The following is a 15,598-nucleotide window of genomic DNA, read 5'->3' as shown; positions in this document are numbered from 1 at the left end:
CTTCCACTTTCACACCATACGACACCGTTGCAGATGATCGGTCAACTCCACGCTGTGAGCGCGACGTCGAAGGCCTTCTGCACTGCGTCAAACCATGGCATACAGGTCCCTCGCCGCACGACCTGAAAGGGGACGCCCTTGACCACGCCTGCCCATCAGCCGCCGCAGACCGTCCACGCCAACGGCATCGACATCTGCTACGAGATCTTCGGTGATGCGAACGCCGAGCCGCTGCTGCTGATCATGGGTCTCGGCGCGCAGATGATCCATTGGGATGATGATTTCTGCCGGCAGCTCGCCGCGCGCGGCTTCCGCGTCATCCGCTTCGACAACCGGGACATCGGCAAGTCCTCGCATCTGAGCGGCGGCAAGCGGCTGACTGCGCTCGAGCTCCTCAAGCTGCGCTTGCTCAAGATTCCGGTCGCGGCGCCCTACCGGCTGCACGATATGGCAACCGACACGATCGCGCTGATGGACGCGCTCGGCATCCGGTCGGCGCATATCGTCGGCGCCTCGATGGGCGGCATGATCGCGCAGGAGATCGCGATCACCTTTCCCGAGCGCGTGCGCTCGCTGACCTCGATCATGTCGACCACGGGCAATCCCAAGATACCGGGGCCGACCCGCGAGGCGGGCGCGGTGCTGATGGCGCCGCCGCCGGCGACCAAGGAGGAATATTTCGCGCGCTTCGCGCAGACCTGGAAGGTGCTGCGCAACGGTTCGTTCCCGGAGGACGAAGCGCTCGACCCGGCGCGCGCGCGGCGCACCTATGAGCGCGGCCTCAACCCGGCCGGCGTCGGCCGCCAGCTTCGCGCCATCCTGGCGTCCGGCAGCCGCAAGCAGCGGCTCGCCGGCGTCAAGGCGCCGACGCTGGTGATCCACGGCACGGTCGATCCTCTGGTGCACCCCGACGGCGGCAAGGACACCGCGGCGTCGATCCCGGGCGCCAGGCTCCTGATGGTCGAGGGCATGGGCCATGCCCTGCCGATCCCGATGTGGCCGCAGATCATCGGCGCGATCGACGAGCACGCGCATCGGGCGGTGGCGAAGGCCGCATAGGCAGGTTCCTGAAAGTGACCTTGTGAGATCGAGGTACGCACTTCCGGCCCGCCAACGGAGCCTGTAGAGAGCGCGGCACAGCGTGCGAAGTCGTGCGCGATCAGTCACCGGGAGCCCCTCAATGAACATCCTCCTCCGGCCGCGGGCGGCCATCGCCGCCGCCATGCTGCTTGCGTTCGCCGCATCCCCGGCGATCGCGGCACCGAATGAGGCGCAGCAGGAAGCCAACCGCAAGGCGGTGCTGGCGTTCTACGAGAAGGGGCTGAACCAGAAGGATGCCGATGCGGCGCTCGCCTATGTCGGCGACCGCTACGTGCAGCACAATCCCGGCGCCAGCGACGGCCCGGATGGCTTCCGCAAGTTCATCGCCTTCCTGCGCGAAAAATTTCCGAACTCGCACAGCGAGATCAAGCGTTCCTTCGTCGATGGCGACTACGTGATCCTGCACGTCCATGCGGTGCGCGAGCCGGGCACCCGCGGCAACGCCATCGTCGACATCTTCAAGCTGGAGAACGGCAAGATCGTCGAGCATTGGGACGTGGTGCAGCCGGTCCCGGAGACCCCGGCCAACAACAACACGATGTTCTGAGACGACTGCCGGTGGATGACGGCGGGTGTTATCCGCGCGTTACTCCTTCACCGCGATCCAGATCACGTGGCGGGCGCCGCCGCCTCTGCCGGTGGCGCGCACGGCGATTTCGTTGACCGCGAACCCGACCTGGCGGAGCGACTTCGGAAACCTCACATTCGGCCCGGACGACCAGACCGCGAGCACACCGCCGCGGCGCAACGCGGTGTGCGCGATCCTGAGCCCGGCGACATCGTAGAGTGCGTCATTGGCCTTGCGGGTCAGTCCCTCCGGGCCGTTGTCGACATCGAGCAGGATGGCATCGAAAGCAAGTGGATGCCGCTCGATCAAATCGGCGACGTCCACCTCCCGGATGCTCACTCGCGGATCTTCAAGGCTGTCGCCGAAGATCTCTGCCATCGGGCCACGCGCCCAAGCGACGACCGCCGGCACCAACTCCGCCACCACGATACGCGCCTCGCGTCCGAGCACGGTGAGCGCAGCCCGCAGGGTAAAGCCCATGCCGAGCCCGCCGATCAGCACATGCGGCCTTGGCACCTTCTCGATCTGCTTCGCAGCGAGCGTCGCCAGCGCCGCTTCCGAGCCCGACAGACGGCTGTTCATCAGTTCGTTGGTGCCGAGCATGATCGAGAACTCGCGGCCGCGCCGCATCAGGCGCAGTTCATCGTCAGTGCCGGGAACCCGCGCCGTATCGATTTTTTCCCACGGAATCATGGGATGGCTTGTAGCATGCGCGTCGAGGAGTAGGGTGGGCAAAGGAGCGCAAGCGACGTGCCCACCATCCACGGCGTGCTTGTGATGGTGGGCGCGCTTCGCTTTGCCCACCCTACAATCCGCGCCTATCCGCCCGCCCAGACGTCGAGGACGTAGCGGTTCTTCGCGCCCATCTCCTCGATCCAGCGAACGGAGGCAGCTTCGTCGACCCCGTTGCGCTCACGATAGATCGACATCAAGGTCGCCTTGACATCCGGCTCCATCTTGCCGCCGTCGCCGCAGACATAGACGATCGCGCCCTTCCCGATCAGATCCCAGACCCGATCTTTCTCAGCGGCAACGAGATGCTGCACATAGGTCTTCGGCCCGTCGGCACGCGAGAAGGCCGTATGCAGTTCCGCGATCCCATCGGCCGCGAACGCCTTCAGCTCGTCGGCATAGATGAAATCCTGCTCCGGATGGCGGCAGCCGAAGAACAGCAGCGCCGGCCCGAGGCTCGCGCCCTGCGCGCGCCGCGCGGCGCGCTCCTGCAGGAAGCCGCGGAACGGTGCCAGGCCGGTGCCCGGTCCGATCATGATGATCGGCACGGCGTTGTCGTCCGGCAGGCGGAAGCCTGCCTTGGTCTCCTTGACCGTGGCATGGACGGTGTCGCCGGCGCGGCGGCGGGCCAAATAGTTCGAGCAGACGCCCTTGTAAATGCCGTGGCCGGAGCTTGCGGGCGCCTCCACCACGCCGACGGTGACGCTGCAGCGCTGCGCGTGGCCTGCCGGCGACGACGAGATCGAATAATAGCGCGGCGCCAGCAGCGACAGCATTTCGAGATAGAGGTGGAACGGCAGCTCGCAGGCCGGATGTTCCTCGAGCAGGTCGAACACCGATTTGCGCCTGGTCAGGACCTCGTTGCGATAGCGCTCGGCGGACGCATCGTCGTCACCCGTAAACGCCATCAGCTTCGGCTTGGTCATGGGGCATCGTGTGTGCTCGGCCATGATCTGGATCTGCTTGCGGGTCGCGACCTGCTGCAGCTCGACGAATTCGGTGAGCAGACGCCCGACCGACACCGCGTTGCCGACCGGCAGTTGCGCACGGCGGCCTTCGGAGACCTGCAGGCGGATCTGGTCGGCAGGGAGGAAGCCGAAACGGCGCGCGACGGAATCGACCAAGGTCGGATCGTTGCGCGGCACCACGCTGAGATGATCGCCGACGCGATAGCTGAGGCCGGCAGGCAGTTCGACCTCGATATGCCGGGTCGAGCGCTCGGACGGATTGGCTCCGACCGTGGTCTGCAGCTCGTCGTTGGCGAATACCTTCATCGGCACCGCGCCGCCCTGGGTCACGATGGTGTTGACGGCGCCCTGCGCCACCGGTTCGATCGCGTAGAGCGGCTCGTCCTCGGCGGTGCGGGTGAAATTCCAGTCGATGCCGAATTCCTTGGTCGCGACCTTGGCCGCTTCGGGAAACCATTTCTGGAACTGGCCGTCGAGGTCACTGCGCGCATCGCCTTCGCCGCGCGGATAGACCGCGCGGGCACCGTGCTTGGTCAGTTGCTCGTCGATAAAGCGCGGCACGGACTGATAGGTCGCGGCCCAATCGCTGTTGCCGCAGCCGAACACGGCGTAGCGCACCTTGGCGAACGCGTCCTTCGGCAAATCGGTGCCGAGCCATTTGGCGAACTGCGTGGCATTGTCGGGCGCCGCGCCGTTGTAGGAAGCGCAGATGATCAGCACGCCGCCTTCCTCCGGAAGCTTGCCGACATAGTCGTCGAGGGGGCCAAGATGGGTGGCAAAGCCGTTGATCTCGGAGAGGTCGGCCATGCGCGTCGCCAGTTCCTCGGCGGAGCCGAGGTTGGAGCCGTAGAGCACCAGCATCGGCGTGTTGTGGCCGGGACGCGTCGTCGGCGCGCGCGGCGTTTTCGGCACGGCGGCGACGGCAGCGGCGCTGCCGGCGAATGCACCGCGTTCCCTGTCCTCGCGGGGCCGCACCTTGATCTTGAATCCGTCAGGCTTGACGGTGAGGGTCTCCTTCAGATGCATCTGGTAGCGATGCACGTCGATCAGCCTGAATCGTTGCAGGATCATGCCGATCGCGAGTGCCGCCTCGTGCATGGCAAAGCCGCGGCCGATGCAGGCGCGCTGGCCGTTGCCGAACGGCTTCCACGCGTTGAGCGGGCGCTTGGCCTCGGCTTCGCGGCTGAAATTCTCGGGATCGAACACGTCGGGGTTCGGGCCCCAGACCGAGGGGTCGCGATGCAGCGCCATCACCAGCACGGTGATGAAGGTGTTCTTCTTGAGCTTGTACTTGCCGCCGATGGTCTCGTCCGCCAGCGGCGCGATGCCATAGGCCGGCGCCGGCGGCCACAGCCGCAGCGCCTCCTTCAGGCACTGCGTGATGTAGGTGAGCTGCGTCACCTGCTGATAGGTCGGCTTCGCATCGACATCGGGGCCGAGCACGCGGTCGACCTCCTCATAGGCCTTCTTCAGGATCTCCGGATGCTTCAGCAGCGCGTAGATCGTGCACGACAGCAGGCCCGAGGTGGTCTCGTGGCCCGCGATCAGGAACGTGTTGATCTGGTAGCGGATATTGATGTCGTCGAGCTGCTCGCCGGTGGCACGATCGACACCGGTCATCATCGCAGCCAGCATGTCTTTCTTGTCGTCGGTCGCGGCCGTATTGCCGCGCCGCTCGGCGATGATCTCGTCGACCATCTTGTTCATGAAGCCGACGTCTTCGGTCAACGTCTTGCGCCGCTTCTGCATCCACAGCCCTTCGAGCGGCAGGCCGCGGGTCATCATGATGGTCTCGAGCGAGCGCACCAGCGACTCCACGAAGGGGTGGTAGTCGCGGCGGTAGAACGAGTTGAAGCGATAGTCGAAACCGCAGAGGCCGATGGTGTCGAGCGTCAGCGCCGTCATGTCGTGGACGACGTCGATCTCCTCGTCGGCATTCATCCGCTCCCATTTCTTGACCAGCTGCTCGGCGATATCGACCATGCTCGGGTGGTACGACTGCATGGCGCGGTTGCCGAACGGCTGCATCAGTATGTTGTGCGCCTTGCTCCAGTTCGGCTCCCTGGTGTCGGCCGTGAACAGGCCGTCGCCGCCGACCGCGCGGACCCGGCGCAGCGAGCCGCGCACCGCCTTGTCGAACCGCTTCTCGTCGGAGAGCTCCTCGACCAGATCGTGGCCGGACACGATCACGATCGGCGCACCCATCATGTCGAGCCAGAAGATCGGCCCGAGCTCCTTGGAGAGCTTGACCAGATGCTGCACCGGCGCGGTCGAATCCAGCGACAGCATGTTGCCGACCACCGGTTTCGTCGGCGGATGCGGGATCGGACTCAGTCTGTTGCCGGACGCCATTGTCGAAACTGCCCCCTCACCACCCGCCGTCATCCTGAGGAGCGCGCGACGCGCGCGTCTCGAAGGATGGCCACTTGCTCCAGTCCCTCTCATCCTTCGAGGCGCGCCGAAGCCGGCGCGCACCTCAGGATGACGTCTAGCCGAATTTCTTTCTACGCCACTCGATCAGCTTGGCGCTGACTTCGTCGGGCTTTTCCTGCTGCGTCCAATGGCCGCTATCCCTGACCAGGTATTTCTCGAGATCCGGCACCAGCTTCTCCATGCCGTCGGCGGCCGAGGGCGGCAGCACGGCGTCGTTCTCGGCCATGATCATCAGCGACGGCACCAGCACGGTGTGGTCGAGCCCCGCCGAGCGCTCCCAGTTGCGGGTGAAGTTGCGATACCAGTTGATGCCGCCGGTGAAGCCGGTCCTGGCATAGGTGTCGACGAACACCTTCTTCTCCTCGGCCGACAGGATCGGCGTGCGCGCGTCATGCCTGGCGTCATAGGCCGCGATCATCTGCGGAAACGCCAAATTGGTCTTCGGCGATGCGCCGAGCCCCGCCACCGGTTCGGTCGGCTGTTCCGCGGGCCGCGGCAGCGGTTTGCGCATGAAGGCGTCGAAGGTCTGCTCGACCCGGCTGCCGAAGATCTTGTCGGGCCCGCGGGCGGGGTCCTGGAACTGGACGATGTACATCTGGTCGCCGAAGCGCTGGCGGAACAGCGCGATCGGGTCGATCGGCGCGCGCGGCCAATGCGGGGTGTTGACGCCGACGACGCCGGCGACGCGCGCGGGGTGCCGCAGCGGCATCTGCCAGACGACGAAGCCGCCCCAGTCATGGCCGACGAAGATCGCCTTGTCGATCTTGAGATGATCGAGCAGGCCGACGAGGTCGGCGGTCAGATGCTCCATGTCATAGGCCTCGACCGGCTCCGGCCGGTCGGTCGCGCCATAGCCGCGCTGATCGGGCGCGATCACGCGGATGCCGGCCTCGCTCAGCGCCTTGATCTGGTGGCGCCAGGAAAACGCCAGCTCCGGCCAGCCGTGGCAAAGCACCACCGGCGGCGCGTCGGTCTTCGGGCCCGCCTCGTAAAATCCCATGCGGATGCCGTTGGTCTCGGCGAACTGCAGCGGCGGCATGTCAATCATGGCCAGAATCCCCTATTCGGCCGCGCCCTTGATGTCGGCAGGCGGGGGCGCGAACGCCGCCTCGAGTGCATCGAACTCGAGCGGAAGCATGTCGCACAAAACCTGCACGTGGGGAATGATGTTGGCGCCCACGATGAAGCCGAAATCGAGCTGGTCGCGGTAGCTCTGCACGGTGATGTTGAGCGCCACGCCATGGGTCGAGATCGAGACCGGGAAGATATGCAGCAGCTCCGCACCCGCGGCATACAGCGTCTGCCGCGGCCCCGGCACGTTGGAGACCGTGATGTTGGTCGCCGGCGGCAGCACGTTTGAGAGGTCGGAGCGGCTGTAGAGCAGCGCCATGATCTGCACCAGGATCGGCGCGCCCAGCATCGAGACGTTGGAGACCTGCGGCATAAGGGCGCGCAGCGGATGCGACATCTCCTTGGACTTGGTCGATTGCGCGATGATGGTCTCGAGCCGCTTCCGGGGATCCTCGATGTCGGTCGCGATCGAGCAGATCATGCCGAACACCTGGTTGTTGGAATCGGCATTGCCTTCCTCGCGCAGCGAGATCGGCACGCCGGCCGTCATCGACTTGTTCGGCAGCGCGCCCTGGCTGATCAGATAGCGCCGCACCACGCCGGAGGCGAGCGCCAGCACGACGTCGTTGAGCTTGCCGCCGGATGCCTTCGCCACCGCCTTGGCGCGCGACAGCGAGATCGAGGTGCCGGCAAAGCTGCGCTCCGACGAGATCGCCTTGTTGAGGATGGTCGGCGGCGAAGCCATCGCCTGCAGGCTCTCGCGCGAGCGGGGATCGGCGACCTTGGTGACGACCTCGGACAGGCTTTTGAGCACGGTCGGCATGGCGCCGGCGAACTTCACCGCGCTCTCGATCTGGAACATGGCGTTGTCGAACAGGATCGAGCCGAGATCGCTCTTGCCGGAACGCGGCAGTTCGAGGCTCTTCGGCGCCGAGGCCGCGTCGAACGGCTGGGTCCAGAGCGCCTGATAGGAATCGATCAGGTTGGCGGCGATGTCGCGCGGCTCCGGCGCCACCTTCTTGGCGGTCGGCGGCTCGATCTCGCGCGGCACCGGCGTCACATCGTAGATCATGCTGGTCAGCGCCGCACCCGCGCCGCCGTCGATGCAGGCATGGTGCATCTTGGAATAGAGCCCGATCTCGTTGTCCTTCATGCCCTCGAACACGTAGAACTCCCAGAGCGGGCGGGCGCGGTTCAACAGCTTGGCATGCATCCAGCCGACGATACGCTCCAGGGTCGCGCGGTCGCGCGGCGCGGGCAGGCTGGCGCGGAAGATGTGGCGGTCGATGTCGAACTGGTCGTCCTCGACCCAGGACGGATGGTCGATGTCGAGCGGCGCCTTCTGCAGGCGGGCTTTGAGGATCGGCGCGATGTGCAGCCTTGCTGCGATCATCGCCTTGAACTCCTCGAAGAAGTCGCCCTTGTAGCCGTCGGGCAGGCGGAAGATCGCCATGCTGCCGACATGCATCGGCATTTCCGGCGTTTCCAGATACAGAAACGATGCGTCCAGCGAGGACAGCTTCTTGGCGTCGCTCATGATTTCCTCCCGATCGTCAACTCACGCGGGCGCCTTGGCGGCGCTTCTCGTCGTTCGCTAGGATAGTGCCTGCTCTGCCGGCCCGTAGGCAATGGCAAAGGGGCCCGACCGTTCAAAATGCCGGAATTCGCCCTCCGGCTGCGCCAGGCGGTCGGCGATCGCCCACAGCGCTGCGGGATTGACGCCGAGGCCGATATGACTGGCGAAATGCACCTCGATGTTCTCCGCGGTGGCCGAGGGCCGCAACTGGGTGGTCCGCCAGTTCACGATGCCGTCGGTGCGGGAATAGATCGAGGTCGCCGGCACCGGCATGTCGCCGGCGATCGCCGCGCGGACCTCGGGGATATCGTCGACGCCCTCGCCGGACAGTATCTCATAGAGCCGCGTCGCGTTGGTGGCGCGGATATCGTCGGCAAACGGGCTGCCGAGCGTGATGACGGAGCGCACCAGATCCGGCATCTGCACCGCGAGGTCGCGGGCATAGACGCCGCCGAGGCTCCAGCCGACGATCGAGACCTTGCGCCCGGATGCCTGGTGGACCCGCTTCAGGAGGTCGCGCAGCGCATCGCGCCTGGAGGCGATGCCGCCGAAATTGCGGCCCATGTTCCAGGCATAGGCGTCGTAGCCGAGCTGCTTCAGGTAGCGCCGCATCGGCGCCATCGAGAGATCGCTGGCCAGAAAGCCCGGCAGTGCGAGCACCGGATGGCCGTCACCCTTCGGCGCCTGCATCAGGAGCGGCGACAGCAGCAGGCTCGAATTGAGCTCGAACACGCCGCGCGCTTCGGCCAGCATCAGGAACAGGCCGGGCGGACGCAGCCTGCGCCCGCTGCCATCGGCGCTCCCGTCCATATCGGCCACTATTTCCCGCCCTTCTTGCCCATGCCGCCGAGCCCGGCCATCGTCACGAACATGTCCTGGAAGCGTTCGGCGAGCTTGGGATCGAAGGTGAACCAGCTCTGCATCAGGGCTTCGGGCGAGACCTTCTCGATGTTCGACAGCATCTGCTGCTGCAGCTTGTCCATGACCGCGTTCTGCATCGGCGCCACGTCCGGCAGGCCGAAGAACTGCCGCGCTTCGAGGGGCGTGCAATCTATCTCGACGTTGACCTTCATATCCGCCTCCTCAAATGCGCCTGACCCGCCCGACAGTATCACCGCGACAGGGCGAGCAACGCAAGCGACCCCGACCCTGCCCGGAGTTCAGTCGGCCTCAATCATCCGTTATGGTCAACCAAACCCGTTCGGCCGCAGACGGCCCGGAATCGCGCGATGGGCTTCACGGCGGCCGCCCGACGCGGCAGTCCGAAAGTTGAATGTCACGCGCTCCGGCCGAACGCCTATCCTCGATCCAGTTGCGCTGCACCGCGCGCGGACCGATTAACCCTTTGGGAAATCGCGCTTGCGCGGGCAGCAAACTCTGGCAACATGGCCGGTAAAATGCGCCGGAGCGTGACCGGCCAACAATAACGGGGACACGATATATGTCGGTACGTTGGAGTTCGTTTGCGGCGACGGCCGCCGCGTTGGTTGCCTTTGCGTTGCCGGCATCCGCCCAAACCTTGCGTTACGCCAACCAGGGCGAGCTCAAATCGCTGGATCCCTATACGCTGAAGGAAACCACCACGATCGCGCACCACGCGCATGTCTATGAAGGCCTGACCGCGCGCGACAAGGACCTGAAGATCATCCCGGCGCTGGCGGAAAGCTGGGAGAATCTGAGCCCGACCAAATGGCGCTTCCACCTGCGCAAGGGCGTCAAATTCCATAATGGCGATCCCTTCACCGCCGACGACGTGCTGTTCTCCGCCGATCGCGTCCGCGCCAAGGGCTCCAACTTCCTCAGCAACGTCCCGGCCGACGCCAAGTTCACCAAGGTCGACGACTACACCGTCGACGTGACGCTGGATTCGCCCAATCCCATCCTGACCTCGCAATGGGATAGCTGGTACATCATGGACAAGAAGTGGTGCGAGGAGAACAACGCCGTCGCACCGACGCCGGCCTCCGCAACCACGCCGAGCTACGCGGCGCTGCACGAGAACGGCACCGGTCCCTTCACGATCGAGAGCCATCAGCCCGGCGTGAAGACGGTGTTCAAGGTGTTTCCGGGCTATTGGCGCAAGCCCGAGCATAATCTGAAGGAGATCATCTTCACCTCGATCGGCTCTGACGCCACCCGCGTCGCCGCGCTGCTCTCGGGCGAGGTCGACGTCATCGAGCCGGTTCCGCTGCAGGACATCCAGCGCGTCAATTCGAGCGGCGTCGCCACCGTCATGACCGCGCCTGAGATCCGCACCATCTTCATCGGGATGGATGTGACGCGCGACGAGCTGCTCTATTCCAACGTCAAGGGCAAGAATCCGTTCAAGGACATCAAGGTCCGCGAAGCCTTTTACAAGGCGATCGACGTCGACCTGATCAAGACCCGGGTCATGCGCGGCATGTCGACGCCCTCGGCGCTGATGATCGCGCCCGAGCTCTATCCGCTGTCGAAGGACTTCGTCCGGCCAAAGGCCGATCCGGACGCCGCCAAGAAGCTGCTCACCGAGGCCGGCTATCCGAACGGCTTCGAAGTCACCATGGACTGCCCGAACGACCGCTACGTCAACGACGCCGCGATCTGCCAGGCGGTGGTCGGCATGCTGGCCCGCATCGGCGTCAAGGTGAACCTCTTGGCGCAGCCGAAGGCGCAGTATTTCGCCAAGGTGCTGAAGCCCGGCGGCTACCAGACCTCGTTCTTCATGCTGGGCTGGACGCCCGCGACGTCTGACTCGCACAACGTGCTGCACGACATCCTCGGCTGCCGCGACGATCCGAAGGATTCGACCCGCGGCGAGGCCAATCTCGGCGGCTATTGCAACAAGGAAGTCGACGCGCTCACCGACAAGGTCCTGGTCGAGAGCGACACCGCCAAGCGCGACCAGCTGATCAAGCAGGCCTACGACATCGTGATCAAGGACTACGGCTACATTCCGCTGCACCAGCAACCGCTGGTGTGGGGCGTGTCGAAAAAGGTCAAGCTGGTCCAGCGCGCCGACAACCAGGTGCTGCTCTACTGGGCGACCAAACAGGGTGAGTAAGTGGTCGCTGCGAATTGGGTCCCGGAAGCCCTGCTTCCGGGACCTCGCGTTTTCCCGGCTGCGCAACGTCGCGCACCGAAGCTGAAATGCAGTGAAAGGTAGAGATGCTCGCTTTCACTCTTCGTCGCGTGCTGCAGGCGATCGGCGTCATGGTCGCCGTGGGCGTCATCGCGTTCGCCATGTTCCGTTTCGCCGGCGATCCGGTCAGCCAGATCGTCTCGATCGACACCTCGGCTGCGGAGCGCGCCTCGATCCGGCAATCGCTCGGCCTCGACGATCCCGTGCTGGTGCAGTTCGGCCGCTACTTCATCAATGCGCTGCAATTCAAGTTCGGCGTCTCCTATCAATTCCGCCTGCCGGTCTCCTCGCTGCTCGCCGAGCGGATGCCGGCGACGCTGGAGCTCGCGATCGTCGCCACGATCTTTGCGATGGTGTGTGGCATCCTGATGGGGGTTTATTCGGCGCTGCGGCGTGACACCATCCTCGCCAGATTATTCCAGGCGGTATCGCTGATCGGCATTTCGCTGCCGACCTTCCTGATCGGCATCCTCTTGATCTACCTGTTCGCGGTGACCTTGGGCTGGCTGCCCTCGTTTGGCCGTGGCGAGGTGGTGAAGCTCGGCTGGTGGTCGACCGGGCTGCTCACTGTCTCCGGCTGGAAAGCGATCATCATGCCGGCGGTCACGCTCGGGCTGTTCCAGATGACCCTGATCATGCGGCTGGTGCGCGCCGAAATGCTGGAAGTGCTGCGCACCGACTATATCCGCTTCGCCCGCGCCCGCGGCCTGACCACGCGCGCGATCCATTTCGGCCACGCGCTGAAGAACACGCTGGTTCCGGTCATCACCGTAGCCGGCCTGCAATTTGGCTCGGTTATTGCTTTCTCGATCATCACCGAAACCGTGTTCCAGTGGCCGGGCATGGGGCTTCTGTTCGTGCAGGCCGTGCAGAATGTCGATATCCCGATCATGGCCGCGTATCTCCTGATGGTCTCGCTGATCTTCGTCACCATCAATCTCGTGGTCGATATCCTCTACACCGTCGTCGATCCGCGGCTGCGGTCGACCGTCGGCCGCGCGGCGTGAGGACCTGACCATGTCCGACGCCGTCGTCCCCCATCGCGCCGAAGACCAGCCACGAGCGCCCATCGGCTGGTTCAGGCGTGCGCTCGACAGTGATGTCTTCTACTCGTTCCGCCGCTCCAAGCTGACCATGGTGGCTGCCGCGATCACGGTGCTGTTCTTCCTGCTCGCGATCTTTGCTTCGTGGCTGGCGGTGCAGAACCCGTTCGATCCGTCGCAGCTGCAGCTGATCAACTCGCGGATCCCGCCATTGTGGACCGCCGATGGCCAGAGCCCGTTCCTGCTCGGCACTGACGAGCAAGGTCGCGACGTGTTCTCCGCCATCCTCTATGGCTTGCGCATCTCGCTCGCCGTCGGCGTGGCCGGCGTGGTCTTCGCCGGCGCGCTTGGCATCGCGCTCGGGCTGATCGCGGGCTATTTCGGCGGTGCGGTCGACAGCGTGATCATGCGGATTGCCGACGTCCAGCTCACCTTCCCCGCGATCCTGATCGCGCTGCTGGTCAATGGCATCGCCAAGTCGATGCTCGGCAACCGGTTGGACGAATGGAGCATGCTGGGGGTGCTGGTGATCTCGATCGGCCTCAGTTTCTGGGTGGGCTATGCCCGGACGGTGCGCGGCTCGGTCATGGTCGAGAAAAACAAGGACTATGTGGCAGCCGCCCAGCTGATCGGCCTGCCCGCGCCGAAGATCATGCTGCGGCATGTGCTGCCGAACACGATGGGCCCAATCCTGGTCATTGCCACCATCAATCTTGCGCTTGCCATCATCACCGAGGCGACGCTGTCCTTTCTCGGCGTCGGCCTACCCGACACCATGCCCTCGCTCGGCACCCTGATCCGGATCGGCAACAATTATCTGTTCGCCGGCGAATGGTGGATCGTCGCCTTTCCGGGCATTGCGCTGGCGGGCCTGATCCTTTCCATCAACCTGCTCGGCGACTGGCTGCGCGACGCGCTGAATCCAAAACTCCGATGAGCAAGCCCGTCCTCTCCGTGCGCAATCTCGAGGTGGAATTCGTCACCCGCCGCGCGATCCTGCGCGCCATCAACGGCGTATCGTTCGACATTGCCAAGGGCGAGGTGCTGGGCGTGGTCGGTGAATCCGGCGCCGGCAAGTCGGTCACGGGCCTTGCCGTGATCGGCCTGATCGATCCGCCCGGCCGCATTTCCGCCGGCGAGATCGAGCTGTCGGGGACGCGGATCGACCATCTGCCGCCGGAGGAGATTCGCCGCATCAGGGGCAAACGGATCGGCATGATCTTCCAGGATCCGCTGACCAGCCTCAACCCGCTGTACCGGATCGGCGACCAGATCGTCGAGACCATCCGCACTCACACCAGCCTCAGCGAAACCGCCGCGCGAAAACGCGCCATCGACCTGCTCGCCGAAGTCGGCATCCCCGCGCCGGAAAAGCGCATCGACGGCTATCCGCACGAATTCTCCGGCGGCATGCGCCAGCGCGTCGTCATCGCGCTCGCGATCTGCGCTGAGCCCGAATTGATCATCGCCGACGAGCCGACCACCGCGCTCGACGTCTCCGTGCAGGCGCAGATCATCGCGCTGATCAAGCGGCTCGGCCGCGACCACGGCACGGCCGTCATGCTGGTCACCCACGACATGGGCGTGATCGCCGAGACCTGCGACCGCGTCGCGGTGATGTATTCCGGCCGCATTGCCGAGATCGGCCCGGTGCAGGAGGTGGTGCGCAATCCGCTGCATCCGTACGCGAAGGGCCTGATGGGCGCGATCCCGACGCTTGCGGGCGAGGACAAGCGCCTGGTCCAGATCCCCGGTTCGATGCCGCGGCTGTCGGCGATCCCGCCGGGCTGCCCGTTCAATCCGCGCTGCGCCTTCGCGTTGGACCGCTGCCGCGTCGAGCGCCCCGAACCGATCCGCCAGGGCACGCAGTCCGTCGCCTGCCATCTGTTCGAGCCGGCGGAGACCGCGGCATGAGCGCGACCCTGATCGAAGTGAAGAAACTGCGGCGCGTTTTCGACGTCTCGAAGCCGTGGCTCAACCGCGTGCTGGAAGGCGGCCATCCCGAATTCCTCAAGGCGGTCGACGGCGTCTCGTTCGACGTCAAGCGCGGCGAGACCTTTGCGCTGGTCGGCGAATCCGGCTCCGGCAAGACCACGGTGGCGCGCATGGTGGTCGGGCTGTTGCCGCCGAGCTCCGGCGAAGTCGTCATCGACGGCGTTTCGATGACCGACCCGCGGCAGGCGCAGGCACGCCGCAAGCTGCGCCGCCGCATCCAGATGATCTTCCAGGACCCCTATGCGAGCCTCAATCCGCGCTTCCGCGTCGATGCCATCGTCGCCGAGCCAATCCGCGCCTTCGACCTGATCCAGGGCGAACGCGACATCAAGGCCCGGGTCGGCGAATTGCTCACGCTGGTCGGCCTGCATCCCGACGACGGGTTGAAATTCCCGCACGAATTCTCCGGCGGCCAGCGCCAGCGCATCGCGATCGCCCGCGCGCTCGCATCGGAAGCCGAGTTCATCGTCTGCGATGAGCCGACCTCGGCGCTCGACGTCTCGGTGCAAGCGCAGATTCTCAACCTGATGCGCGACCTGCAGGACAAATTCGGCCTCACCTATCTCTTCATCAGCCACAATCTCGCCGTCGTCCGCCACATGGCGAGCCGGATCGGCGTGATGTATCTCGGCCGCATCGTCGAGATCGCGGAAGGCCGCAAACTGTTCCACGATCCGCGGATGCCCTACACGAAGATGCTGCTCGGTGCGGTTCCCGATCTCGCGATGTCCGGCCGGCAGCGGATTCCGGTCAAGGGCGAGATCCCCAACCCGATCGATCCGCCGCCGGGCTGCGCGTTCAACCCGCGCTGTCCGCTGGCCTTCGATTTATGCCGCCAGAAGGCGCCGAAGCTGATCGACGGCGTCGCCTGCCACGCCGTCAACAATCCGGCCGCAGCCGTTCCGGCATGATCACGCGGATGGGAGCGGCCATGTCAACCGGACGGTTGGCATACCAGCGTGCCTGTGATCAAGTGCGCGCGCCGCAAGACGC

Annotated in this window: 13 protein-coding genes; 7 read left to right on the top strand and 6 right to left on the bottom strand. The window is 65.2% G+C overall.

The window, feature by feature from the left end:
* Nucleotides 1-138 precede the first annotated feature (138 nt).
* Together IC762_RS10900 and IC762_RS10895 are read left to right on the top strand one after the other, a co-directional pair.
* Nucleotides 139-1,059: an alpha/beta fold hydrolase gene (locus IC762_RS10900; protein WP_195788798.1), complete on the top strand. Its 921-nt coding sequence runs from the start codon at nucleotides 139-141 to the stop codon at nucleotides 1,057-1,059.
* 121 nt (nucleotides 1,060-1,180) lie between these two features.
* Nucleotides 1,181-1,648, top strand: a complete 468-nt coding sequence (locus tag IC762_RS10895; protein ID WP_195788797.1) for a nuclear transport factor 2 family protein — start codon at nucleotides 1,181-1,183, stop codon at nucleotides 1,646-1,648.
* A gap of 39 nt (nucleotides 1,649-1,687) precedes the next feature.
* On the opposite strand, the gene IC762_RS10890 is transcribed toward IC762_RS10895, so the two are convergent.
* The 6 genes from IC762_RS10890 to IC762_RS10865 all read right to left on the bottom strand — a co-directional run bounded on the left by IC762_RS10890 (nucleotide 1,688) and on the right by IC762_RS10865 (nucleotide 9,522).
* The gene (locus IC762_RS10890) at nucleotides 1,688-2,362 is read right to left on the bottom strand and encodes a spermidine synthase (protein WP_195790086.1); all 675 of its coding nucleotides are present in this window, start codon (nucleotides 2,360-2,362) and stop codon (nucleotides 1,688-1,690) included.
* A gap of 125 nt (nucleotides 2,363-2,487) precedes the next feature.
* Nucleotides 2,488-5,721 (bottom strand): bifunctional cytochrome P450/NADPH--P450 reductase, encoded by a 3,234-nt coding sequence (locus IC762_RS10885; RefSeq protein ID WP_195788796.1) that lies wholly within the window; start codon nucleotides 5,719-5,721, stop codon nucleotides 2,488-2,490.
* Nucleotides 5,722-5,857: 136 nt separating this feature from the next.
* On the bottom strand, nucleotides 5,858-6,850 hold the full coding sequence (locus IC762_RS10880) for an alpha/beta fold hydrolase (protein WP_195788795.1): 993 nt from the start codon (nucleotides 6,848-6,850) through the stop codon (nucleotides 5,858-5,860).
* 12 nt (nucleotides 6,851-6,862) lie between these two features.
* Nucleotides 6,863-8,410 carry a WS/DGAT/MGAT family O-acyltransferase gene (locus IC762_RS10875; RefSeq protein ID WP_195788794.1) on the bottom strand — a complete coding sequence of 516 codons (1,548 nt, stop codon included), beginning with the start codon at nucleotides 8,408-8,410 and terminating at the stop codon, nucleotides 6,863-6,865.
* Nucleotides 8,411-8,467: 57 nt separating this feature from the next.
* The gene (locus tag IC762_RS10870) at nucleotides 8,468-9,259 is read right to left on the bottom strand and encodes an alpha/beta fold hydrolase (protein ID WP_195790085.1); all 792 of its coding nucleotides are present in this window, start codon (nucleotides 9,257-9,259) and stop codon (nucleotides 8,468-8,470) included.
* Nucleotides 9,260-9,267: 8 nt separating this feature from the next.
* Nucleotides 9,268-9,522, bottom strand: coding sequence for a DUF6489 family protein (locus tag IC762_RS10865; RefSeq protein WP_195788793.1), 255 nt, complete (start codon nucleotides 9,520-9,522; stop codon nucleotides 9,268-9,270).
* Between the two features lie 368 nt (nucleotides 9,523-9,890).
* Here IC762_RS10865 and IC762_RS10860 point away from each other — a divergent pair, with 368 nt between their 5' ends.
* From IC762_RS10860 to IC762_RS10840, 5 genes are all read left to right on the top strand, one after another.
* Nucleotides 9,891-11,489 (top strand): ABC transporter substrate-binding protein, encoded by a 1,599-nt coding sequence (locus IC762_RS10860; protein WP_195788792.1) that lies wholly within the window; start codon nucleotides 9,891-9,893, stop codon nucleotides 11,487-11,489.
* Nucleotides 11,490-11,593: 104 nt separating this feature from the next.
* Nucleotides 11,594-12,574, top strand: a complete 981-nt coding sequence (locus IC762_RS10855; RefSeq protein WP_195788791.1) for an ABC transporter permease — start codon at nucleotides 11,594-11,596, stop codon at nucleotides 12,572-12,574.
* Nucleotides 12,575-12,584: 10 nt separating this feature from the next.
* The gene (locus IC762_RS10850; protein ID WP_195788790.1) at nucleotides 12,585-13,547 is read left to right on the top strand and encodes an ABC transporter permease; all 963 of its coding nucleotides are present in this window, start codon (nucleotides 12,585-12,587) and stop codon (nucleotides 13,545-13,547) included.
* Nucleotides 13,544-14,524, top strand: a complete 981-nt coding sequence (locus IC762_RS10845) for an ABC transporter ATP-binding protein (protein ID WP_195788789.1) — start codon at nucleotides 13,544-13,546, stop codon at nucleotides 14,522-14,524. The genes IC762_RS10850 and IC762_RS10845 overlap by 4 nt, the downstream gene beginning before the upstream one ends.
* Complete coding sequence (locus tag IC762_RS10840; RefSeq protein WP_195788788.1) at nucleotides 14,521-15,516, top strand: ABC transporter ATP-binding protein; 996 nt, start codon at nucleotides 14,521-14,523, stop codon at nucleotides 15,514-15,516. The genes IC762_RS10845 and IC762_RS10840 overlap by 4 nt, the downstream gene beginning before the upstream one ends.
* Nucleotides 15,517-15,598: the final 82 nt, after the last annotated feature.

Origin of the sequence: Bradyrhizobium genosp. L (assembly GCF_015624485.1) — a bacterium.
Lineage (GTDB): Bacteria > Pseudomonadota > Alphaproteobacteria > Rhizobiales > Xanthobacteraceae > Bradyrhizobium.
This window is presented reverse-complemented; position numbering and strand designations above follow the sequence as displayed.